Source organism: Alishewanella sp. BS5-314, from assembly GCF_025377695.1.
Classification (GTDB): domain Bacteria; phylum Pseudomonadota; class Gammaproteobacteria; order Enterobacterales; family Alteromonadaceae; genus Alishewanella; species Alishewanella aestuarii.
Map to the genome: position 1 here is coordinate 922,130 of NZ_JACEHJ010000002.1, position 23,951 is coordinate 946,080.

Consider the following 23,951-nt stretch of genomic DNA (forward strand, 5'->3'; position numbering starts at 1 on the left):
TAAATGACAAAAAAGCGCAAAGTAATCATCCCTGAAGGGAAGCATGCTCTGTACGAACAACATGGCTATTCAGCTGCAATTAAATCGGGCGATCTACTCTTTGTGTCCGGACAAGTTGGAAGCTTGCCAGATGGCACGCCGGAACCTGATTTTAAACGTCAGGTTGAGTTAGCTTTTGATAATCTGCAAAGTGTGTTGAGCGCAGCGGGTTGCTCACTGGAAGATATTATCGATGTCACCACATTCCATACTGACCCTCAAAATCAGTTCGAATCAATTATGGCTGTAAAGCAACAACTATTTCCTCACGCCCCCTACCCAAACTGGACTGCAGTTGGCGTTACCTGGTTATCGGGCTTTGATTTTGAGATAAAAGTTATCGCACGAATTCCGCACAATGGCTGATGTTGAAATATGAACTCGATGTTACCATCCCATATCGGTTTAACGGGCGTGTAGCCCGTTTACTCGTTTATAATCTAATATATGAAAGCAAATATATCAGAGGCTTGCAGTAGCAATATCCTTTCCTTAAATTGTTAAATACAAACCTCTTTTAAAAACGCTACGCGGAAAATCGCCCCACCTCGCAGGGAGGTATGAATTGAAACATCACCCTGGTGTTTTCGAACAATTTCCTGAACAAGATTAAGCCCCAGACCGCTGCCGGTATTTCTTGGTTTTAAACGATGGAAAGGCTCGAATACACGCGATCTTTCTTCCTTTGGAATTCCGGGACCGTCATCATCAACTTCAAAACCATTTTCAATTATTCTAATTATCACATGCCTTCCGCCATGCTGGACTGCATTCTGAATAAGGTTTGTGATTACTCGTTCAATAGCACCTGAGTCGCCCCTGATGGAGCAATGAGTTGATATTATGAGCTCTACCGAGCAACCAAGCTCAACGAGTAATGGCGCAATATCTGCAGCAACATCAAGCGCTAATTCAGTCAGGTAAATGACTTCCCGTGAATTAACCATGTCCAAACGCCGGAGATCTAATAATTGCTCAGCAATATTAGCGAGTCTGTCAACGTCAAGAATAAATTCCCGGCTAGCCTGATTGTCCGAGCACTCTAGCTTTGCACGTAGTATTGCAATAGGCGTACGCAGCTCATGTGCGGCTGAGGTAATAAAGCGTTTTTGGCTGTCATAACTGTCATCAAACCTTTGCAAGGCACCGTTTACTGCACGAACAAACGGCAGGATCTCAACTGGTACCTGCTGTTCACCAAGACGACTCCCCCGCTGCGTAATGTCAATTTGCTGAGCTTGTATGGCGATAGCAGAGACGCCAGACAGCGCCCGCCTGACCAGAAAAGGCGTTAACAGAAGCGAAATTAGCGTAAACACAACAAAAATTGGTAGAAGAAAGGCGCTCGAGGCAAATAGCAGAATCAGACTCACTTGATTCAGTTTACCATGTCCCAGAATAGTGAGAACGCCAATTTGCGATTGCTCTTGCCTGATAACGGCAGATAAACGGTATGGTGATGAACGATCCCGAATTTGCGCATAAGACAATTTATGCAGCATACCGCGCAACGATGCATATTCAGCCGGAACCTTACCAAATTCCGCGTAACGACCCACTTCATCTTCTACAACAAACCATAGTGTTGGCGTTTCGCTGATCAGCTTTTTCAATTCAGGTGTGATTCGGATTCCCAGGTTTCCATCCGCCATACGGACGATTGCGCGTGCAATGACCGGAGTAATAGACTCATCTGTGTAACTACCACCACTGTCTAAACGTACCGCGTAAGACATAAGAGCTACGAAAAACACCAAAAGAACAGTAAGCTGGAAGAACAGCGGGAGTGTTATTAGCGTTCTTTTCAAAGAAACCGTTTTGTCTTTCATATCTCGGCTCTCAGAAAATACCCAACACCCCGAATTGAATGTATTTCAATACCGGCGTTAGCGTCGGCAAGCTTGCGTCTTAATCTTGATATATGAGAATCAAGAGTGTTGGATTGCACATAGTCGTCAAGGCGGTACACCGCCTGCTCTAATGATTCCCGAAGTAGCACTCGACCGCGACGCTTCATCAGCGCGGATAGCACACGTAGCTCACGACGGGTAAGTTGCAATATTTGACCATCTACTATTGCCTCGTCACTCGATAAGTCAAACACGAGTCGGCCGGCACGGATTTCGGCATTTTCTTGAATATTTGGTCGTCTTCGCACCGCTCGGATACGCGCAAGCATCTCGTCCAATGCAAAAGGTTTTACAAGGTAATCATCTGCACCTTTGTCTAACCCCTCGATACGCTCGGCAATATCACCTCTCGCACTTAACACAATAATTGGTATGCCAGGATGACTTGACCGTATTTCTGATACCAATACAAGTCCATCACCATCGGGTAAGGTGCGATCAAGCAGAATAAGCTCGTAGAATCCAAGCCGCAGCACTTCACGTGCCAGCTTTATTTCTGTGACATGGTCAACAACAAAGCGCTCTCGTTCAAGAACGCTTCGCAAAGTGTGAGCTAAGCTAACCTCATCTTCTATTAATAAAATTTTCATTTACTGTGTGCAGAAATCCATTAAAACACTGAATATAAGTGCATTTATTATCCAGGAGCGCACCAACCTGGCGTAAAACCAGCATGGTAAGAATAGGTTTGAGTTATATCTTCAGACATGATTTTTACGAAAATATTACGTTATATCGTATCGTGATGACTTCCGGGATTTTAACATATGTAGGATGTATTCGAGCACTAGCTCAGTCAGACCGCTGTATCAAGACCTTTATTGTCGATGACAAAATTAAGTCAAACTATCACAGCGGCCTAACTTTGCGGTTTAGCACGATTTGTAATGAGTCGTGCAAACGCGCTACATCAGTAACAGCATTATACTATCTGCAGTCCCGTGGCTTTTCGCCCCGTTTCCGCTCTTTCTCGGCCTCTCGCTCACAGCCAAGACGTCGCACTGTTTCTGTATTATTCCGCGTTGTTTCTGACAAAGCCCGTTGCATCTCAGCCGCTTTGAGGGCAGCGTTGTCGCGGCGATCTTGCTGCTTCAACATACACTCTGCAAATTCTATTGAGCCCGGAGTTGTTCCAAATTCAATACAAGTCTGGCTATCATTTTGCCTGGCAAGACGCTCACGCTCCTGCGTTGACTGACAAGCGCTAAGGGTAATGACTGTCAGCAATCCGATCAGTATTGAACCTGACCTCATCCAAGCCCGCGCGTTCAAATTTCGCATAATTTCTCCTTCTCTATTCACTTGTCGCTTATCGCAACGCAGCAAGGATAAAGCACGAACATTGCGTGAACATGGTCTGTATCTGATTATCTGAAGTCGTTTGTTGGGGTGAGCCGATAAATGCTCGGCAATGCCTATCAAATGTCCGCCGGCCTGAGCTAATTGTTAATTAGTTTGCTTAGGTGTGACTGGCTTTGCCAGCAATAAACTAATTACTAAGACTACTCTAGTTTGTGCACTATGGTGTTGTACTGTTCACTCGCTACATGGCGTGAACTCATAAAGTCGCCTGTGAACACGGTAAAAAAAGGCGGCATAAGGGTCTAAGTTGCATGATATTCAATATCGAGCATCCAAATGCGGTTACACGTCACACAAAAAAACACTTTTGGTTATAAATAAAAACCTAACCAAAAGTGGTTGTAAAACTGAGCCTAATATCATGCTTAAGCGTATTTTTTCGTGAACTCAACGAGTTGAGCAGGGTCTGAATCGCTTTAATGACTATTTGTTCGCCTTTTTTCTTTCAAGGAGTCTGTATGTTGAAATCTACCCTGCTGCAATCCGTCGGCACCGCTGTCTTATTATTGGCCTCGTTATCCGCCTTTGCTGCCCCTTTTACTCAGGCACCACTGCCTTATGCGGCCAATGCGCTGGAGCCGATAATTGATGCTAAGACTATGGAAATTCACCATGGCCGCCATCATCTGGCGTATGTGAATAACCTGAATGCGCAGATCGAAAATTTTCCAAAGCTGACAGAGTTGAGCCTAGAGCAAATGATGCAGCAGATGTCATCCTTTAATGCAGCAGTGCGTAATAATGGTGGCGGGCATTATAATCATCAGCTGTTTTGGCAGTTAATGGCGCCAGTTGGTCAGGGCGGCGCACCTTCAGTTGCCTTAACTGCAGCGATTGAACGTGACTTTGGTTCACTGGATGCAATGAAAACGGCCTTTAATCAGGCAGCGGCCAGCCGCTTTGGTTCGGGTTGGGCCTGGGTAATTGTGAATAAAGACGGTAAGTTACAGGTAACGTCAACCGCAAATCAGGACAACCCGCTGATGGATGTCGTTGAGGAGCGCGGCGCGCCGATTCTGGCGCTGGATGTTTGGGAGCATGCCTATTACCTGGCCTATCAGAATCGCCGTGGTGATTACAGTCAGGCCTGGTGGCAGTTAGTTAACTGGCATAAAGTGAATCAGTTGTTCGAGCAAGCCAGCACTAAGTAACAGCCAAGCAAAGTTGCATTGCCAAAGGCCGCCGTGCTTTGTACACTGCGGCCTTTTCGTATCTGACTAAAAGAGCATCTGATGGCACTTAAAGCCACTGTTTACAAAGTCCAGCTGCAAATTGCTAATATGGATCGGCATTATTATGCAGACCACAGCCTGACGCTGGCACAGCACCCGTCGGAAAATAACGAGCGTATGATGGTGCGCTTACTGGCCTTTGCGCTGAATGCCAATGACACCCTGCAATTTACCAAGGGGCTAAGCAGTGAAAGCGACGAGGCAGAGCTCTGGGATCTGGCGCTGGATGGTACCGTTAACCTCTGGGTCGAATTTGGTCAGGCCGATGAAAAATGGCTGAAAAAGGCCTGTAGCCGGGCAAAGCAGGTGCATCTATATTGCTATGGTGGCCGGGTGGTACCGATTTGGTGGCAGGCGAATCAGAGTGCGCTTAGCCGCTATCAGCAACTATCAATTTGGGACATTCCGGAGCAAGGCGTGCAGCAGATGGCAACTTTGGTACAGCGCAGTATGAACCTGCAATGTAATATCAGCGAAGGCCAAATCTGGCTATCGGATGACAGCCAGAGTGTGCTGATTGAGCCTGTGCTGTTAAAAGCCGCCAGCCGCTAAGCCCGGTGTTTTTCCTGAATATGCAACTGTGAGCTAACTGGCGATAACCCTGTTATTCTGATACGCTCTTGTTATATCAAAACTTATTTTATTCAGACTGATGACTAACTCTGAGCCGACAATATCTCGGATTACGCAGCTCGCAAAACAAAACGCGGATATTGGGGCTATCTGGTTATATGGCTCAAGAGTACAAGGAAGAGCCAGGCCAGACAGTGATTATGATCTCGCTGTTGCCTTTAATGATTTCGCACTCGATAACTTAGCGCGCTACAATCGTCCCCACTGTCTGGCACTTGATTGGGCCGCAGAGCTCGCCCTGCCTGAGGCCAAAATATCTATCGTCGATATCAACCAGGCGCCGATTTATCTGGCGTATCAGATTATTGATACCGGACAACTGATATATAGCGATGGTAGTGCAAGAGCATGGCAAGAAATAACGCGGATTAATAGCTTATTTGAGTATCAACAAAGAGAAGCAAGTCATGAGGTTTGAAGATGCCGGCTTAAAGCTTTATTTAACTGAAGCCGCCAAACATAAACAAGACTACTGCCAACAATTAGATGAATTGCGTGCAGACTTAGCCTTGGGGGAACTACGCCGGCGTGACTACCTAGCTATAGAACGTTTATTACAACTGCTAACAGAATTGAGTATTGGCCTGGCCAAGCATTGTCTAAAAAGATATCAGCAACACAGTTCTGTCGACGCCTATCAAACTTTCTCACAGCTGCATCAGCACGGCATGATTACGGCTGACGAGTTGTCAGAATGGCGCCAGATTATTGGTATGCGAAACGGATTAGTACACGATTACTTAAATATTGATGTCAACATTGTGCGTTTGATTGTCGCGCAAGGGCGTTATAACACCCTTGCAGACTTTTGTGACAAAGCAATCCGATTTTTACGATAATGCTATTGTGAACGCATACACCGAATATCGTTATCCTCTGACTCAGGCCAGCCGCGGATCCGATACTGCGGCGCCGGCCTGTTGCTGATTGGCTGCATGAAAGGCCAGTAAGGCCGGATAATCTTCCAGATCCAACAATTCGCGGAATATCACCCAGTCCAGTAAGCAATACAATGCCATCGCCGGATATTGCCAGTTGGCAAATTCCTGATTGGCGGCCTGCTGCTCCAGCACAAACATTGAGGCGGCAATACGCTCTTTCTGCGCATTAAAGAACAGCCGATCTTCATTGGTATTCAGACCGCTGCGGGTACATAAAAATAGCGAGACCAGCGAATCATTGACTGCATTAATCAACGTGAGTTGATTTTCCTGATACCAACTTAATGCTGCCAGGCCCATTTTCGCCGCCAGATAACGGTAGACCACATTCGAATCGAAGATAATCTCGTCGTTATCCTGCAACATCGGGATCTTTAGCGTTGGGTTCAGCGCCAATAACTTTTGCCGATCAGCCTCGGCAAAAATATTCATATTGATAAACTGATGCGCCGTATCGGCCAGCAACAGCCGGATCCGCCGGACATAGGGTGAAGTCTGTGAACCATATAATTGCATCGCTATATCTCCCTCGCTATCAAAGTGTGCTAACAAAATGCCGGTCTGTTACGGACAAACCAACTAAAGATGGAAAAAAGCTGCCAGCGGCATTGCCAAGCTATGCAGCTTTATTGCATAATCATCCCGCTTCATTTTGCTTTATATAAGCTTGCTGCCCACGTTTTTGCGTGGGCTTTTTCTTTTTAACGCAGTCGATTGTTATAACGCTGTCTTATCATCCTGACTAATACGACTGGCTACTGCCCCGCTCTGCTCTTTATATTTGGCATCGCTGCGCTTGTTATAAGGCTTATCCGCCGGACCCGTCATCAATTCAAAATTCAGGGCGCCAATTTTCATATTGGGTCGAAGCGCCAGCGGCAACTTACCACTATTAAAAAACTCCAGTACGATATTGCCCGACCAGCCCGGATCAATGCGATGCGCGGTCACATGCACCATTAAGCCTAAACGGGCTAAGGAAGAGCGCCCATCCAGCCAGCCGACGATATCCGCCGGCAGCGTTACCGACTCCAGCGTAATACCCAGTGCCAGCTCGGCCGGGTGCAAAATAAAGACACCATCGTCCTCCAGTACAATTTCATCGCTCATTACCGCATTTAAGGCGGCATCGACTTCAGCACGGGGGCCACTCAAATCGATAAAGGGCGCGGTATGCGCCTGAAATACCCGAAATTTATGGCCAAGCCGAATATCAACACTGACGCCACTAATCATTTCGGCATCCGGTGCCGGACTGATGCGGATTTTTCCCTCGGCCAGATAGGCCGCTATATCGCGGTCACATAATCTCATTACTAATCATCCGTTATAACAATTTCCACGCTCTGGCTGCTGGCACCGGTAAGTTGCCACAGCAAGGCACGACTAATTTGTTGATAATACTCCAGCAAGCTGGCATCTCCGGCCGTTAAGGCAGTACCACTATCGGCCTGTTCCCGCAGCGCAGCTTGCAGTGGTAACTGGCCTAGTACCGGCACCTGATAGCGCTCGGCCAGCTTTAAGCCCCCTTCGCTGCCAAATACATCATCGCTGGCGCCGCAGCTGGGGCAGATATAAAAACTCATATTCTCAATCAGGCCCAGAAGAGGGATTTTCACCTGTTGAAACATGGTAATCGCCTTGCGGGCATCGGCCAGCGCCAGATCCTGAGGTGTCGTCACCACCACAGCACCGGTTACCGGCAGCTTTTGTGAAATGGTGAGCTGAATATCACCGGTGCCGGGCGGCATATCCACCAGCAGGATATCCAGCTCAGGCCACAGGGTTTCATTCAGTAACTGCAATAACGCCTGGCTGGCCATCGGGCCGCGCCAGACTGACGCCTGCTCCGGGTCAACCAAAAAGCCAATCGACTGCAAACAGACATCATGCGCCTGTAGCGGATGCATTAATTTATTATCCGGTGACGTGACTTTCTCGCCGGTTAAACCAAATAGCGTAGGTACCGAAGGCCCATAAATATCGGCATCTAACAGGCCGGTGCGCACGCCCATTGCCGCCAACGCCATCGCCAGGTTAGCGGAGGTGGTAGATTTGCCGACCCCGCCCTTACCCGATGCCACCAGTACTATGGTTTTAATCGACTTAAAAGCACCGGGTCTGGCTCTTAAGGCCTCAATAACGCCGCTTAACTCATTCGCGCCCGGCTCGGGCTGTCCTGCTGCCTGAGTTTTCTTTTTTAGCCAGTTAAACATGGTCACTCCGTTAAAAGGCTTTTTTGTAGACTAATCGCTTTTGTTGACAAATCGTTGGGAAACGCCGCTTGTGCGGATGCGATTTAATGCCGGTTATAGTATCATTAGTTCATATCTTTTCAGTTATTTATTCTCAAGAGCAATCGTCAATGTCGAGCCGGAAAATTCTGATCACCAGTGCGTTACCCTATGCCAATGGCCCTATTCACCTCGGACACCTGCTGGAATATATTCAAACCGACATCTGGTCACGGTTTCAGAAAGCCCGCGGTCACCAGTGTTACTACGTTTGTGCTGATGATGCGCACGGCACCCCTATTATGCTAAAAGCGCAGCAACAAGGCATCACGCCGGAGCAGATGATTGCGCAAACCAAAATTGAGCATATGGCCGATTTCGCCGGCTTTGGTATCGCCTTTGATCATTATCACTCTACGCACAGTGACGAAAACCGGTACTTTGCCAACCTGATTTACCAGCGTTTAAATGATGGCGGCTACATCAAGCGCGATACCATCAGCCAACTTTATGATCCGCAGAAGGAAATGTTCTTACCGGATCGCTTTGTTAAAGGCGATTGCCCGAAATGCGGCGCATTAGACCAAAACGGTGATAGCTGCGATGTCTGCGGTGCCACCTACAGCCCAACCGAAGTAAAGAACCCGCGCTCGGTTGTATCCGGTGCTACGCCAATCCTGAAAGACAGTGAACACTACTTCTTTGATTTACCGGCCTTTGCCCAGATGCTGCAGGACTGGACCCGTAGCGGTGCCTTGCAGGATGAAATGGCTAACAAACTGCAGGAATGGTTTAAAGATGGCCTGCAGCGCTGGGATATCAGCCGCGATGCGCCTTATTTTGGCTTTGAAATTCCGGGCGCACCAGGTAAGTTCTTTTATGTGTGGCTGGATGCACCTATTGGCTATCTGGCCAGCTTTAAACACCTGTGTGAAACAGCCGGTATCGATTTTGACAGCTACTGGGCTCCGGATTCTGACGCCGAGGTGTATCATTTTATCGGTAAAGATATTATCTACTTCCATAGTCTGTTCTGGCCAGCGATGCTGCACGGCGCCGGTTTCCGCAAACCCAATGCTATCTTTGCCCACGGTTTTGTCACGGTAAATGGCGCCAAGATGTCCAAGTCACGTGGTACCTTTATCAAGGCCCGTACCTATCTGGATAATCTGGACCCGGAATATCTGCGCTATTACTTCGCCTCTAAGCTAACCAGCGGCATTACCGATCTTGACTTAAATCTGGAAGACTTTACCCAGAAGGTTAACGCCGATCTGGTAGGTAAAGTGGTGAATATCGCCAGTCGCTGTGCCGGTTTTATCAGTAAGCGCTTTGACGGCAAGCTTTCTGCCAATCTGAGTGAACCGGAGCTGTTCGCCGACTTTATTAACGCTGGGGACAGCATTGCGCAAAGCTATGAGCAGCGGGAATTTGCCAGGGCCATCCGCGATATTATGGCGCTGGCCGATAAAGCCAATCAGTATATCGATGCTAAGGCGCCCTGGGTGCTGGTAAAAGATGACAGCAAGCAGCAGGAGGCGCATGAGGTGTGCTCAATGGGCCTGAACCTGTTCCGCGTGTTAATGCATTATTTAAAGCCGGTGTTGCCGAAAATGGCCAGCGACAGTGAAGCCTTTTTAAATACTGAACTGCTGTGGGCCAATTACCGTGAGCCGCTGTTAAACCATGCGATTAACCCCTTTAAAGCACTGATGCAGCGCGTCGATCCGGTAAAAGTGCAAGCCATGGTCGATGCCTCAAAAGAGAACTTACAACCCACTGCTGAGCCGGTTGCAGTCTCTAAAGCTGAAACAGCTAAGGCTGAGGTTAACGTTGTTAGCGGCGAACGGGAACCCATTAGCGATACCATCAGCATTGATGACTTTGCCAAGATAGACTTGCGGGTCGCGACTATTGTCGATGCCAAGCCGGTGGAGGGCGCCGACAAACTGGTACAACTGCAACTGGATATCGGCGGCGGAGAAACCCGGCAGGTGTTTGCCGGTATTAAAGCCGCTTACACGCCAGAGAGTCTGGTTGGCCGGCAAACGGTGATGGTGGCCAACCTGGCTCCGCGCAAAATGCGTTTTGGTTTATCCGAAGGCATGGTACTGGCCGCAGGCCCGGGCGGTAGCGATATCTTCCTGCTGACACCGGATCAGGGCGCCACCGCAGGTATGCGCGTTAAATAAAGTCGTTTACAGGAGCTTAGGATGGCCTCACCGTTTCGCAGTTTTTCGTCACTGTTCTCCAGCACCCTGATTATGGTGCTGGGATCAGGTTTGTTAACTACCTACCTGGCATTATCTTTAAGCCGGGATGGTGTCGAACAACTGTGGATCGGTGGCATGATGTCGGCTTACTACTTCGGGCTGGTCGTCGGCTCGAAAGTCGGTCATAAGCTGATTGCCCGGGTTGGTCATATCCGTACCTTTGTTGCCAGTGCCGGCATTGTAACGGCGTCAGCGCTGTGCCATGCCTTAACCGATGTGCTCAGTATCTGGTTGTTACTCAGGTTAATCGTCGGTACCGGCATGATGTGTATGTATATGGTGCTGGAAAGCTGGTTAAACGAGCAGGCCGATAGCAGCCAGCGTGGCAGTGTCTTTGCCGGTTATATGATTGTCTCCTATATGGGGATGGTGGCCGGGCAAACCGTACTGTCGTTCTTCCCTGAGCTGGGACTGCAACCGCTGCTGTTGATTGGTATTTGTTACGCGCTTTGCATCGTGCCAATAGCGCTTACCCGCCGCATCCACCCACAGCCTATGCACCCAGCGCCGCTGAAAATTTTGCCGTTCTGGCGCAAGGTGCCGCAATCCCTGACCACGATTTTGATCGCTGGCGGGATTTCCGGTTCTTTTTATGGTCTGGCGCCCGCCTTTGCCGCCAGTAATGGCATGGGTACAGCCGAGGTTGCCAGCTTTATGTCGGCTACTATTCTGGCAGGTTTATTAGCCCAGTGGCCGATGGGTAAACTATCGGACCGTATTCCACGTAGCCGCTTGTTGCGCTTTAACAGCGCCCTGCTCGGCATTTTAGTGTTAGCCATTGCGCTGTTGCCACTTAAAGGTATGGCACTGCTGATCGCCACCTTTTGCTTTGGCATTCTGGCCTTTACGCTGTATCCACTGGCCACAGCACTGGCTAATCAGAATATCGAACAACCGGAACGGGTGGCCCTGTCGGCGACCATCCTGCTGACCTTTGGCATTGGTGCCACCCTGGGGCCGTTGGTGGCATCTTTTCTGATGCAAATGCTCGGTAATGCCATGCTGTATGGCTATATGTCGGTATGCTGTCTGATCCTATTCCTGCGCTTAGCCCGGGTTAACTATAACCAGAAAATGGCCAAGCGGCTGCTGGCCGAACAGCAACCCTCAGATTATCAGCTCGCCTCTGGCGATCTGGTGTCTTCCCCGCTGGCTGCAGCACTGGATCCGCGCGTTGATGAGCAACTGGTAAAAGAACAAATGCTGGATGAGCCCGCAACCAGCAACACCAGCCAACACACTGCAGAGGCAGGTCCTGTGGACGATGCTGCAGACAACGTGGCTAGTGACATTACTACCGCGGCGGCTGCGACAACTGTAGAAACAACGACTACGCCGCTAGCGCCCAGCGACAGCGCTGACATTGCAGCAGTTGAGACACCACACACTATTGTGACGCCTGACACCGCGACTGCAGAGCCTGAAAGTAAAGACATTAAAGCTGCGCCGGACGCTGCCGACCAAGCCACGGCCCAGGACAGTCAAAGTCTGCTGGAGCGTGCGGCGGCAAAAAGAAAAAGCCCAACAGCTGAGTAAGTTGTTGGGCCTGTTGCCGGCGGAGTCTGGTTAGTTTTGCACCATTTCCGCCTTGTTCCACAGATTCTGGTTCTTTTGATTCAGGAAGTAATCATCCGGATGCCAGCAACGCGGTAATAATGGCGATGCCATCCGCTCCTCAAAGTTGTACACCAGCTTACGCAAAATATCCAGCAAGCGTTCCTCCGGTACAATTTCCAGTTTCCGACGCGCCTGCGGAAAATACAAATTATTATCCGGGCTAACCACACAGCCACGCGCCGACGCCTGATAGGTCAGGCTGTAGGTAACAATCCGGCAGATGGCTTTTCGAAAATCCGGCGGATAAAGGCCGGTGACAATGGCGTACTCATAACGCTCCATATCATTACCATCCGAGTCTTTCGGGATATAGGTAATGCCATAGCCTTGCGGAAACATGCCGGCAATCCGCAGAAAAGCTGCCACCGCATTTTTACTCAGTTTGCCCTGCTCAGCGGTTTTTTCCAGTAACAGTGCCGCCTTCGGTAAATCCTCGTAGTTATAGTTTTGCCGGGTTGATAACACCATACCGGTATAAATCTGCGGAATACGCAGAATACTGCCGATAATATCCTGCGGCCTGACCGCCTGCTTCAGTAGCAACTGGATCAGCTCACGCTTTTCAATTTCGCCCTGGACAAAACGATCCCGTTCCTCTTTACTGCGCCCCAGATAGCGGCCAGTGGTCAGTGCATCCTGGACATAGCTCAGCGCCTCAGTATAACTGGTCTGCAAAAAGGTATTGCGCTCTTCGGCATCCAGCTCGCGGAACTCATCAAAGGAGCCGTCCGGGCCTTTTAAGATCGCCTGGCAGCTTGGATGACAACGCCCGATATCCTGCAATAAGGCGGCCATCAACACCGGTACATGTACATCGTCACGATAGGGATGGTATTCCGTTTCATCGTTATAAGGGATAGCCTTCCCCTCCTCATAACGCTCCATAATAAAGGGATGGTCAATCATGCCATCAATCACCAACCGGTCTAACAGGCGTAAACTTAATACGGCTTTATACAGGTGGCGGGCTTTCTGATTCTCCTTGGCGATATTGCGCCCACGGGTTGGGCAGATTAACTGGATGGTGCCGAGCATCTTGGCGGAGTAGCTGTTGGTATCGCTAAAGTTCTCACCCTGACAGATCGATAAAATATCACGGCACAGTAAAAACAATTCGTTGTAGCGCAGAAACCGGCTCTCTTCGAGGTCCTCACTAAAGGTCTTATGTTGATCTTCGGCCTGCTTCAGATTACGCGCAATCGCTGCCTGTTCGCCCTTTTTTGCTTGTTGATGCCGGCTTTCAAATAAAAATAATTGCTGCTCTAATTCGGCCGACTTCTGATCGCGCAGTGCTTTTTCAGCAAACCACTGCACCGCCTGCTCATATAACGAATCCTGTAACGGACTTTGGTTATAAATACGCTCAACCAGCCGTTGAATAACTTTGGCATAAGCCGCTTTTCCAAAACTTGGTGGCATCCTGACTTCTTTCCTCAGCTTAATTCCATAGTGGCTCGATAGAACCGGATTACTCGATAAAACTCACAACTAACTTACCCACAGTCTGATTACTGGCAAGCAACTGATGTGCTTGCTCCAACTGCTCCGGTTTATATACGCCGGTTAACACCGGTTTGATCTTTCCTTCAGCCAGCATGGCAGCAAAATCAGCGCTAAATAACCGGGTTAACTGTGCTTTATAGGCTGCGCTACGATTAAGTAACGTTGAGCATAGCAGCTGGCCACGTTTTTTAAACAACAAACTCAGGTCGAACTCGGGTATTTTGCGCCCCCCCATCATGGCATAGATAATAATTTTGCCATCCATCGCCAATAACGTAGCTTCGGCGTTCAGATAACTGCCCGCCACCGGATCCAATACCAGGTCAATCCCTTCAGGCCAGGCTGTGCTTAACACCTCTGCAAAATCCTGTTGCCGGTAATTGATACTAAGATCGGCGCCTAACTGCTGGCAGAACGTCGCTTTTTCTTCAGTGCCTACGGTCACGGCGACCTGCAAGCCACGGGCCTTTGCCAATTGGATTGCGCTGGTGCCCACGCCACTGGCGCCGGCATGGATCAACACCCGTTGTCCGGTATCGGCTGCACCAAGCATAAATAACAGCTGATAGGCGGTAAGAAAAGTTTCAGCGGTAGCGGCTGCTTGCTCAAAAGTCCAGCCCTGGGGCACAGGCATAGCTTGTGTAGCCGGGATCCGGACATACTCGGCATAGCCCCCGCCATTCACCAGGCCAAACACCTGTTGCCCAAGCCAACCGGCTAAGCTGTGATCGGCAACCGCAACAACAGTTCCTGCTGCCTCCAGCCCCAGCACCGGGCTGTCTTCAGCCGGCGGCGGATATAGTCCCTGACGCTGCATTAAATCAGCCCGGTTAATGCCAAAGGCTGCGACCTTGAGTAACAACTCGCCGCCAGCCAGTTGCGGCAGCGCACTGGGTTGCCAGCTTAAGCGACTGTGTTTGCCCGGCTCCACAACGGTTACCGCTTGCATGTTGGCAGGGAGTATGTGCGCCATAAGATTCCTATATCGGCTGTGTAGCGAAAGCGGCGGCCACTTGCCGATTTTGCTTTAGCTTTCGCTGCGTCTTCTCTAAAATGCGGCCTTTAGTCTAGCATAGCGACCTACCAGATATGAATAATAGCAGCGTACCGGCGGTGATCCTGGCCGAGGGCCGTGAAAAAGCCCTTAATCGCAAACACCCATGGATTTTTTCTAACGCCATTGCCAAAGTCCATAATACGCCAAATCGTGGCGATACCGTTGCGGTCGTCAGTAGCAAAGGCGAATGGCTGGCCTGGGCAGCCTACTCACCTGCATCGCAAATTCGTGCTCGGATCTGGAGCTTTCAACAACACGAACAGATTGACCAGGCGTTTTTTAAGCAACGTCTGCAGCGCGCCTGGCAACTGCGGCTGAGCTTGTTCAACACAGAGCAGACTAATGGGCTACGGGTAGTGGCTGCGGAGTCAGATGGTCTGCCAGGTATTACTATTGATAAATATCAGGATGTGTTGGTAGTGCAGCTACTCTCTGCCGGTGCCGATGCCAAGCGTAAACAGTTGGTCGCTGCGCTGCTGGAGGTATTCCCGGAGCACAGTATTTACGAGCGCTCCGATGTGGATGTGCGCAAAAAAGAAGGCCTGCCGCTGGTAACCGGCTGGCTGCATTTACCACGTGACAGTGGTGAGGTGCTGATTAAAGAGCACGGTATGACGCTGGTCGTCGATGTGGTTAACGGCCATAAAACCGGCTTTTATCTGGATCAGCGGGTAAACCGGGCGGCGCTGCGCCGTTTTGCTAAGGACGCCGAGATTTTAAATTGCTTTAGCTATACCGGCACCTTTGGCGTGGCAGCCTTAATGGGCGGTGCCAAACAGGTGACCAATGTCGATCTGTCTGAGCTGGCACTAGAAACCGCGGCGCGTAATGCCGAACTTAATCAGTTAGATCTAAGTAAACTGAGTAATCAGAAAGCCGATGTGTTTAAACTGCTGCGTCAGTATCAGGAGCAAGGCAAAACCTTTGATATCGTGGTGCTAGACCCGCCGAAGTTCGCAGACAACAAAGCCCAGCTTAACAGTGCCTGTCGTGGCTACAAGGATATTAACCGGGTCGCGATGCAACTGGTGAAGCCAGGTGGTCTGTTGTTTACCTTTTCCTGCTCCGGCTTAATGGAAGAGGGCTTATTCCAGAAGGTGGTCGCCGATGCGGCACTGGATGCGAAACGAGATTGCTTATTTATCGAACGCTTACAACAAGACAGCGATCATCCGGTCGCCAGTTTCTACCCTGAAGGTTACTATCTGAAAGGCTTGATCTGTAAGATCTATTAACAATACCGGGCTGCCCGCTCTGGGCAGCCGCTCAAACCGCTATGGGCTTTGGCTAATTCAGATCGAGGAACGCCAGCCCTAACTGATAGCAATCTTCACTTTCCTGACTGCAACGCATCACCTTAGCCGTCGCATCCAGCGGCGCGACACTGGCATCCGGCGACTCTAACCGGATCCTTACCAAAGTACCCATTTCCAGCGGTTCATCGATCTCCACCGCCATCCCTGAGGCGCTAAGGTCGCGACACACCCCGTCTATTACCCGGGCGGCCTCAGGGTCGTTGATCATCACCTTTACCTCGGCGTTGACCATCATGCGGTAAAAGTGGCGGTTATCATTCCTGTGTGGCATATACAACTCCTTCGCTACGCTTTGCATCATCTTAGCAAGCTGTGGCGACGACGCAAGTTTATTATTTAAGCTCCTGCACCGCATGCAAAATACGCTTTACCGAAATCGGATAAGGGGTACCCAGCTGCTGCGCATGCTGTGACACCTTGAGCTCTTCCAGCATCCAGCGGATCTGACTGACCGGCTCCGGAATGGCCTGACCGGCATATTTACCAAGTAAATTCTGATAAGCCTGTTCAGCCTTCTGATACTCGTGCATCAATAAACGGTCACGGTTAGGATCGACCGGGAGCTTTTCCAGCCGCTTTAACATTGCCTGCAAATAACGTTTTAAATCATCCAGTCTTGCAGCACCATGTTGACTGACAAAGCCTTTAAAAATCAGCTGCTCTAACTGCTGTTTAATATCGGCCTGCGCCTGAAAGTGTGCCAGATCCACCTTACCTTTTAAGCGTTTTTGAATATCGTGATAGACCGTTAAAATTTGTTCCACCTGCAATGCGATCTGCCGTACCCGCTCATTCAGCTCAGCGCGTAGCGTTTCGCGTAACCGCTCAAAGGCGACTTTGTCCTGCACCGGTAATTGCTGGCGGATCAAGGCGTCCGTTGCCGCAGCGATACAATCATCGATCAGCTCCAGCACCTTACCAAAGGGATTAAAGTACAGACCCAGCTTGGCTTTGTTCGGTAACGACTCCTGCAGATATTTTACCGGTGAGGGTACATTCAGCAGCACCAGGCGCCGTAAGCCTTTAATATGCTCCTGCTCTGCCCGCAGTGGATTATCCAGCAGCTTAATGGCAACGCTCTGACCGGCGTCGACCAACGCAGGAAAGGCTTTAATTTCAAAACCGGCCTGCAGCTTAATATACTCTTTGGGCAGCTCGCCAAAACTCCATTCGGTCAGTTGCTCCTGCTCAATACCCTGCTCAGCCACTTCACTCAGGCTTTGCTGCACTGCGCCCTGTAATTGCTGTTTCAGTAGCGCCAAAGAGCGCCCCTGCGCCACCAGCTTACGCTCATCGACAATTTTAAAATTTATTTTCAGATGCGCCGGTAACTCTGTTAACTGCCAGGCATCGTCAGGGATAGTTATGCCTGACATGCGCTTTAACTTGCTGCTAATCGCAGTGAGCAGTGGCTCGCTAAAGGGGGTCAGGCTTTGCATTAAGGCATCGGCATAATTCGGCGCTGGGACAAAGTTGCGCCGGTATTGCTTAGGCAGCGATTTGATCAGCGCCACTAACAGCTCATGGCGCAGCGCCGGGATCTGCCAGTCAAAGCCCTGCTCTTCGACCTGGTTTAATAGTGCCAGTGGGATCAACACGCTGACGCCATCATCCGGCTCACCGGGGGCAAAATGATACTCCAGCGGCAGCGTTAAATTGCCCTGGCGCCAGCTTTCCGGGAAGCGCTCGGCACTGATATCAGAGGCATCGCGCTGATACAGCAGCTCTGGGTCAAAATTCAGTAACGCTGGCTGCGTCTGGCGGGCTTTTTTCCACCATTTGCTAAAGTCGATACGGTTATTCGCCCACTGCGGGATACGTTCGGCGTAAAACGCGGCCAGCGCATCTTCGTCTACCAGGATATCACGGCGGCGGGATTTTTCTTCCAGTTCCTGCACCTTGCTGATTTGTTGCTGGTTATAACTTAAAAAGGCTTCATTTAAGCCCAGTTCGCCATTGACCAGGGCTTCCCGGATAAACAGCTGGTGTGATACCGCCTCGTCAATCCGGCTATACAGCACCGGTCTTTTACCCACGATAATCACGCCGTACAGCGCGACCTGCTCGTAAGCCACCACAGCACCTTTTTTCTTTTCCCAATGCGGTTCACTGTAGCTGCGATTAACCAGATGCGCCGCCAGCGGCTCAATCCACTCAGGTTCAATTTTCGCTACCGTACGCGCATACAAGCGGCTGGTTTCAACCCATTCGGCCGCCATAATCCATTTCGGTTTGCGCTTAAACAGATGGCTGCCGGGGAATACATAAAAGCGGGTTTGCCGTGGCCCAAGATAGTCGGCATCGCTGTCTTTACTACCGATTTGTCCCAATAAGCCGGTTAAAATGGCGCTGTGAATAGCCTGATAGCCCGGCGGATTGGTGTTAAAACTAAGCTGTTGCTCCTGCGCGACCTGAGTCAGCTGCGCGACCAGATCCTGCCACTCCCGTACCCGTAAATAATTTAGCAGCTCTTGCTTACACAATCGGCGAAACTGGTTGTTGCTCAGCGCCTCCTGCTGTTGTTGCAGGTAATCCCAAAGCTTTAACCAGCTGCTAAAATCAGAATCCGGATCAGCAAAGCGGCCATGCAGCTCATCGGCTTTTTGTTGCTTATCCAGCGGCCGCTCGCGCGGATCCTGAATGGATAAGGCGGCAACAATCACCAACACTTGTTGTAAGGCGCCCTGCTCGCTGGCCGCCAGCACCATCCGCGCCAACCTGGGGTCGATCGGTAAACGCGCCAGCGTTTTGCCTAATGGCGTTAAACTGAGCTGTTGCTTGCTACGTTGCTGTGGGATCGCGCCCAGCTCTTCCAGCAACTTGATGCCGTCGTTAACAAAGCGGCTGTCTGGTTTTTGCAAAAATGGAAAGGCTTCGATATCACCCAGTCCCAGTGCCAGCATCTGCATAATGACTGACGCCAGGTTAGTGCGCAGAATTTCCGGATCGGTAAACTCCGGCCGGCCTAAAAAATCCTCTTCGCTGTAAAGCCGGATACAGATCCCCGCCGCGACCCGGCCGCAGCGGCCTTTACGCTGATTGGCACTGGCCTGACTAATGGCTTCAATCGGTAGTTGCTGTACCTTGGAGCGATAGCTATATCGCGAAATACGCGCGGTACCCGGATCGATCACATAGCGAATACCCGGCACAGTAAGCGAGGTTTCGGCGACGTTGGTCGATAAAATAATCCGCCGCCCGGCATGCGTTTGAAAAATGCGGTTTTGCTCTGCTGCACTTAAGCGTGCATACAAGGGTAACACTTCGGTATGCGGCAGCTTCAGTTTTTCCAGCGCATCGGCGGTATCACGAATTTCCCGCTCACCGTTTAAGAAAATCAGAATATCGCCCGGCGGCTCACGATACAGCTCTTCTACCGCATCAAAAATACCCTGCAGCTGGTCGCCATCTTTATCATCCTGCTCGGTAAAAGGCCGGTAGCGGACTTCTACCGGATAGGTGCGGCCTGAGACTTCAATAATGGGGGCATCGAAAAAATGCCGGGAAAAACGCTCAGGATCGATGGTGGCTGAAGTAATAATCAGCTTCAGATCCGGGCGCCGTGGTAATAACTGCTTTAAGTAGCCCAGCAGAAAGTCGATATTCAGGCTGCGCTCGTGCGCTTCATCGATAATGATGGTGTCGTATTGATTTAAAAAGCGGTCTTGCTGCATTTCGGTTAGCAAGATGCCGTCGGTCATTAATTTGACCAGGGTTTGCTGATTAGTATGATCACCAAAGCGAATTTTATAACCAATTTGCTGACCAACCTGACATTGCAGCTCTTCAGCCAGGCGGGCACAGACACTGCGCGCCGCCAGACGCCTGGGCTGAGTATGACCAATAGTGCCGGCCACACCCCGCCCCAGCTCCAGACAGATTTTCGGAATTTGCGTGGTTTTGCCAGAGCCGGTTTCGCCGGCAATAATTACCACCTGATGGGCGGCAATAGCAGCTTTAATTTCGTCTTTTTTCGCCACCACCGGCAGCTCAGCCGGATAGCTTAACTTCGGCATGGCAGAGAGCCTGGCAGCACGTAGCGCTGAGGACTGAGCGATTTGCGCTTCAAGTTTGCTGAGTTGCGCCGCAGCTTGCTCTGGTGGCAGCTGTTTTAGCTGGGCCAGTTTACGGCGTAGCCGGAATTGGTCTTGCAGCAGACACTGACCGATTTGGGCCGACAAGGTGGAGACAGTGGATGGTGTTTCGACAGACAAGTTAGCGCCCTCAGCTTTCAGAGGGCGCAATGCTATCAAGTTAGGGGTTAGGAGTGCAACGCTACTGCAGCCTTAGCGCCAGCTTTCTTACGTCCTGCTCCGCTTTACCGCTAGCCAGCTTTACGCTAACCCGCTTTGCTATAGTGCGAGTGAAGTTCTTTATCTATGGCGCCTAACACATCAGAGCGGGTAATAATTCCCAGCAGATGACCGTTATCATCAACCACCGGATACAGCTTGGGTTTGGCCTTTAACATGGTTTGCGCCAGATCGATAATGCCGTCGTACTCTTTTACCGTCAGTACGTCGGTCCGCATCACATCACTGACCCGCGCGGCCTGCTGGTCATGATAAGTCGACATCAGCATCCGTGCCAGGCAATCCTGCTCGGAGATAAAACCTATAATTTTGCGCTGCGCATCAATCACCGGGCCACCGGTTTGCCGGCCTTTAATCAGCCGATCCACCGCCATTTCCACTGGCATTTCAGCATCAAAGGTCACCGGATGACGATTCATATAGTCGGCAACTTTTAGTAAGTCCATGCGTCCCCCTTATCTTCTTAATACAAAGTGCGGTTGCCGCAATCCTGTCACACCGGACTTCCCGCAACCGCTTAGTTAAGATTAGACGATGAACCGCCGCTTTGCCTGCTATTCACGCGTTATTCGGCTTGAAAAATCTCAACTTTAAGTGGTGTCGTATCGCCCAGCATCGCCCGGTACATACCTTCCGTATTAAAGGCCCAGCTTAAGCGCCCTTGCGGATCCACGACTATGACACCACCCGTGCCGCCGACTTGTGCCAGCTCAGCCATCACTTCCGTTGCCGCCGCACTGGCCGTTTTACCTTGATATTTCACCCTGGCGCAGATATCTGAAGCAACCTGATAACGGATAAAGTACTCACCATGGCCGGTGGCGGAGACCGCACAACTTTGGTTGTCGGCAAAATTACCGGCACCAATCACCGGAGCATCGCCAATCCGGCCATAGCGTTTGGCGGTCATGCCACCGGTTGAGGTCGCGGCCGCCAGATTACCAGCCTTATCAATCGCCACAGCGCCAACGGTGCCCATACGCCAGGCTGGGTCAAAAGGAATGGCCGCCTGATGTGGCTGTGGTTGCAGCGCTTGTTTCGCGCGTTTTAACGCCTCAAAGCGAAATTCAGTGTTGTAATAGCTGTTCGGTACCCGCTCCAGCTTAAGAGTATCGGCAAAGGCCTCAGCGCCGGCACCGGCGAGCATCACATGCTCGGATTGTTCCATCACTGCCCGCGCCAGCAAGATCGGATTTTTGATGGTACTGACACCGGCAATGGCGCCGGCCTGCCGGTCTTGCCCTTGCATAATAGAGGCATCCAGCTCATGGCTTTCATCATAGGTGTAAACCGCGCCCTTGCCTGCATTAAACAGCGGCGAGTCTTCCAGAATCATTACGGCGCGGGTTACCGCATCCAGGCTGCTACCACCTTGTTGCAACACGGCATAGCCTTGCTCGGCGGCATGCTTAAGGGTTGCCTCATACGCCTGACGTTGGGTATCCGTCAGCTGAGCCTGATTGATAGTACCGGCACCGCCGTGGATCACAATACCGGATGGTGCAGCAGCAAAAGACAAAGCAGGGACGAGACAAAGCGCAGCTAACAAAGATTGAGGTTTCATGATTCGACTCCGGGTAAACAAGGGTTGCTGATTGTTGTAAGACATTATCAGACGCAGAGCAACTTATTCCGGCTGATGGTGCTTTTATTGCGTTGGATCAAGGCGTCGCAGCAGCAGCGCGTTAGACTGGGGTCTGTTGTTATACGTACTGCGTAAACCTGACGCTTGGCGCCCCTCTCTGTGGCGCCTTTTTTTCATAGTTTCTTTTCCCTGCGGCTGATGCTAAGGTTTAGTTTTAAGTTAACAAGCCGATCCCTGCCTATGTTATTGCGTCAAATCAGCCTTATCAGTTGCCTTATTCTGGCAAGCCTACATCTTAACGCGACAACCAAAACACAGCAGCTCACTGCCGCCGTGGCCAGCCCGGATCAGTATGGTGCACAAGTGGCGGCTGAAATCTTGCGCCAGGGTGGTAATGCAGTCGATGCCGCTGTTGCCACAGCCTTTACCCTGGCAGTCACCTATCCAGAGGCGGGTAATCTGGGTGGCGGTGGCTTTCTGACCTTATGGTTTAATGGCAAGGCCTATTTCCTGGATTACCGGGAAACGGCTCCGGCCAGAGCACACCGCGATATGTACCTGAATGCCGAAGGTGAGGTGATTGAAAACCTCAGTTTAATTGGCCATCAGGCGTCCGGCGTGCCGGGCACGGTGATGGGCATGTGGCAATTACATCAATTATTTGGCAGTAAGAGCTGGCCGGAATTGCTGGCGCCAGCGATCCAACTGGCTGAACAGGGTTTTATTGTGCCAGATAAAGCCTATCTGTATGAAGGCGATATGCTGCAACGCTTTGCCGGTAAAACCAATTTTGTTGACTACTTTGGCAAGATGCAGCCGGGTGAACGCTTTGTGCAAGCTGAGTTGGCCGCGACGTTAAAACGCCTCGCCACCGAAGGCCCGAACGACTTTTATCAGGGCAAAACCGCTGAGTTGATTGTTGCCGAAATGCAGCGTGGTGGAGGCTTGATCTCGATGGCAGACCTCGCTGCCTATCAAGCAGTCTGGCGTACCCCTCTGGTAACGCGCTGGCGTGACCGGCAGCTTATCACCGCACCGCCCCCCAGTTCAGGCGGAATTGCCTTACAGCAGTTACTGACGCTCAAAGAGCTGAATCAACAACATTTTCAAGGTGTGGCACACAATTCCGCCCAGTATGTACACCTGATGGCTGAGATTGCGAAACGGGTGTTTGCCGATCGGGCCGACTATCTGGGCGATCCGGCCTTTACCGAGGTGCCGAGCCAAAAATTGCTGGCGCCTGACTACCTGGCCCGGCGGGCTCAGGAGATCAATCCCAAAGCTATATCGGCCACTGAGACCATTAAACCAGGTCTGGAATCAGAGCAAACTACGCACTTTTCGATTGTTGATCATGCCGGCAATGCCGTCTCCAATACCTACACCCTGAATCTGGATTATGGCAGTGGTGTGGTAGTCAGCGGTGCTGGTTTTTTATTGAATAACGAAATGGATGATTTTTCTGCCAAGCCAGGTGTGCCTAATGCTTTTGGCGTGGTCGGCAGCGATGCTAACGCGATAGCACCGGGTAAACGGATGCTGTCTTCGATGACACCGACTATAGTGTTAAAAGATAATCAACCGGAGCTGGTGATCGGTACGCCGGGTGGCTCGACGATTTTTACCAGTATTTTTCAAGTGATAAATAATTTGTATGACTTTAACATGACAGCAGAACACGCTGTGGCCGCACCCCGCTTTCACCACCAGCTGCTGCCAAAAGATCAGATCCGGATGGAAAGTGTGCAAGCTCTGGCTGAACCGGTACAAGCTGAATTGACCGCCCGCGGTTATTCGTTGCATACGCCAAACTGGGACTTAGGCGATATCCAACTGATCCTGCTTAATCAGGATGGCACACAAGCGGTGTCCGATCCGCGTGGTCGCGGCGCGACAAGGCTTATCGCCGCGCCGCCAGGCCAGCCGTAACGGTCGC

The 23,951-nt window shown here is 50.7% G+C and carries 20 protein-coding genes; 9 read left to right on the forward strand and 11 right to left on the reverse strand.

Translation table 11 applies throughout. The features are described 5' to 3' along the window. Positions 1-3: 3 nt before the first annotated feature. Positions 4-405: a RidA family protein gene (locus tag H1D31_RS08790; protein WP_261257810.1), complete on the forward strand. Its 402-nt coding sequence runs from the start codon at positions 4-6 to the stop codon at positions 403-405. Between the two features lie 134 nt (positions 406-539). On the opposite strand, the gene H1D31_RS08795 is transcribed toward H1D31_RS08790, so the two are convergent. Both H1D31_RS08795 and H1D31_RS08800 read right to left on the reverse strand, forming a co-directional pair. Then, the gene (locus tag H1D31_RS08795; protein ID WP_261257812.1) at positions 540-1,868 is read right to left on the reverse strand and encodes a sensor histidine kinase; all 1,329 of its coding nucleotides are present in this window, start codon (positions 1,866-1,868) and stop codon (positions 540-542) included. Continuing rightward, positions 1,865-2,539 (reverse strand): response regulator transcription factor, encoded by a 675-nt coding sequence (locus H1D31_RS08800; RefSeq protein WP_261257813.1) that lies wholly within the window; start codon positions 2,537-2,539, stop codon positions 1,865-1,867. Before H1D31_RS08800 ends, H1D31_RS08795 begins: the two co-directional genes overlap by 4 nt. 1,230 nt (positions 2,540-3,769) lie before the next feature. Here H1D31_RS08800 and H1D31_RS08805 point away from each other — a divergent pair. From H1D31_RS08805 to hepT, 4 genes are all read left to right on the forward strand, one after another. Beyond that, positions 3,770-4,462 (forward strand): superoxide dismutase, encoded by a 693-nt coding sequence (locus tag H1D31_RS08805; protein WP_261257816.1) that lies wholly within the window; start codon positions 3,770-3,772, stop codon positions 4,460-4,462. Between the two features lie 81 nt (positions 4,463-4,543). After that, the gene (locus H1D31_RS08810; RefSeq protein ID WP_261257819.1) at positions 4,544-5,095 is read left to right on the forward strand and encodes a YaeQ family protein; all 552 of its coding nucleotides are present in this window, start codon (positions 4,544-4,546) and stop codon (positions 5,093-5,095) included. A gap of 100 nt (positions 5,096-5,195) precedes the next feature. Continuing rightward, positions 5,196-5,594, forward strand: coding sequence for a type VII toxin-antitoxin system MntA family adenylyltransferase antitoxin (gene mntA / locus H1D31_RS08815; RefSeq protein ID WP_261257822.1), 399 nt, complete (start codon positions 5,196-5,198; stop codon positions 5,592-5,594). Further along, positions 5,584-6,015, forward strand: coding sequence for a type VII toxin-antitoxin system HepT family RNase toxin (hepT, locus tag H1D31_RS08820; protein ID WP_065955096.1), 432 nt, complete (start codon positions 5,584-5,586; stop codon positions 6,013-6,015). The genes mntA and hepT overlap by 11 nt, the downstream gene beginning before the upstream one ends. A 42-nt stretch (positions 6,016-6,057) precedes the next feature. Here the strand turns inward: hepT and H1D31_RS08825 are convergent, their stop codons facing one another. The 3 genes from H1D31_RS08825 to apbC all read right to left on the reverse strand — a co-directional run bounded on the left by H1D31_RS08825 (position 6,058) and on the right by apbC (position 8,333). Next, positions 6,058-6,633, reverse strand: coding sequence for a glutathione S-transferase family protein (locus H1D31_RS08825; RefSeq protein WP_261257824.1), 576 nt, complete (start codon positions 6,631-6,633; stop codon positions 6,058-6,060). Between the two features lie 201 nt (positions 6,634-6,834). After that, positions 6,835-7,431 carry a dCTP deaminase gene (dcd, locus tag H1D31_RS08830; protein ID WP_008949292.1) on the reverse strand — a complete coding sequence of 199 codons (597 nt, stop codon included), beginning with the start codon at positions 7,429-7,431 and terminating at the stop codon, positions 6,835-6,837. 2 nt (positions 7,432-7,433) lie between these two features. Next, the gene (gene apbC, locus H1D31_RS08835) at positions 7,434-8,333 is read right to left on the reverse strand and encodes an iron-sulfur cluster carrier protein ApbC (RefSeq protein WP_261257827.1); all 900 of its coding nucleotides are present in this window, start codon (positions 8,331-8,333) and stop codon (positions 7,434-7,436) included. 149 nt (positions 8,334-8,482) lie between these two features. Between apbC and metG the strand changes: the two genes are divergently transcribed. Beyond that, complete coding sequence (gene metG, locus H1D31_RS08840; RefSeq protein WP_261257829.1) at positions 8,483-10,543, forward strand: methionine--tRNA ligase; 2,061 nt, start codon at positions 8,483-8,485, stop codon at positions 10,541-10,543. Between the two features lie 21 nt (positions 10,544-10,564). Beyond that, the gene (locus H1D31_RS08845) at positions 10,565-12,160 is read left to right on the forward strand and encodes an MFS transporter (protein ID WP_261257831.1); all 1,596 of its coding nucleotides are present in this window, start codon (positions 10,565-10,567) and stop codon (positions 12,158-12,160) included. A 30-nt stretch (positions 12,161-12,190) separates the two neighbouring features. Here H1D31_RS08845 and H1D31_RS08850 read toward each other — a convergent pair whose 3' ends face one another. Then, positions 12,191-13,660, reverse strand: coding sequence for a hypothetical protein (locus tag H1D31_RS08850; protein ID WP_261257833.1), 1,470 nt, complete (start codon positions 13,658-13,660; stop codon positions 12,191-12,193). Between the two features lie 49 nt (positions 13,661-13,709). Then, positions 13,710-14,717 (reverse strand): NAD(P)H-quinone oxidoreductase, encoded by a 1,008-nt coding sequence (locus H1D31_RS08855; RefSeq protein WP_261257835.1) that lies wholly within the window; start codon positions 14,715-14,717, stop codon positions 13,710-13,712. A 116-nt stretch (positions 14,718-14,833) separates the two neighbouring features. Between H1D31_RS08855 and H1D31_RS08860 the strand changes: the two genes are divergently transcribed. Then, the gene (locus H1D31_RS08860) at positions 14,834-16,036 is read left to right on the forward strand and encodes a class I SAM-dependent rRNA methyltransferase (protein WP_261257837.1); all 1,203 of its coding nucleotides are present in this window, start codon (positions 14,834-14,836) and stop codon (positions 16,034-16,036) included. 52 nt (positions 16,037-16,088) lie between these two features. On the opposite strand, the gene H1D31_RS08865 is transcribed toward H1D31_RS08860, so the two are convergent. The 4 genes from H1D31_RS08865 to H1D31_RS08880 form a co-directional block, all read right to left on the reverse strand. Further along, positions 16,089-16,388 carry a PilZ domain-containing protein gene (locus tag H1D31_RS08865; RefSeq protein WP_261257838.1) on the reverse strand — a complete coding sequence of 100 codons (300 nt, stop codon included), beginning with the start codon at positions 16,386-16,388 and terminating at the stop codon, positions 16,089-16,091. A 61-nt stretch (positions 16,389-16,449) separates the two neighbouring features. Beyond that, positions 16,450-20,331 (reverse strand): ATP-dependent RNA helicase HrpA, encoded by a 3,882-nt coding sequence (hrpA, locus tag H1D31_RS08870; protein WP_261257840.1) that lies wholly within the window; start codon positions 20,329-20,331, stop codon positions 16,450-16,452. Positions 20,332-20,456: 125 nt separating this feature from the next. After that, positions 20,457-20,876 (reverse strand): CBS domain-containing protein, encoded by a 420-nt coding sequence (locus tag H1D31_RS08875; RefSeq protein ID WP_261257842.1) that lies wholly within the window; start codon positions 20,874-20,876, stop codon positions 20,457-20,459. 119 nt (positions 20,877-20,995) lie between these two features. Then, positions 20,996-21,994 (reverse strand): isoaspartyl peptidase/L-asparaginase family protein, encoded by a 999-nt coding sequence (locus H1D31_RS08880; RefSeq protein ID WP_261257844.1) that lies wholly within the window; start codon positions 21,992-21,994, stop codon positions 20,996-20,998. 261 nt (positions 21,995-22,255) lie between these two features. Between H1D31_RS08880 and ggt the strand changes: the two genes are divergently transcribed. Then, a complete protein-coding gene (gene ggt, locus H1D31_RS08885; protein ID WP_261257845.1) occupies positions 22,256-23,944 on the forward strand; it encodes a gamma-glutamyltransferase in 1,689 nt (562 codons plus the stop codon). Positions 23,945-23,951 lie beyond the last annotated feature (7 nt).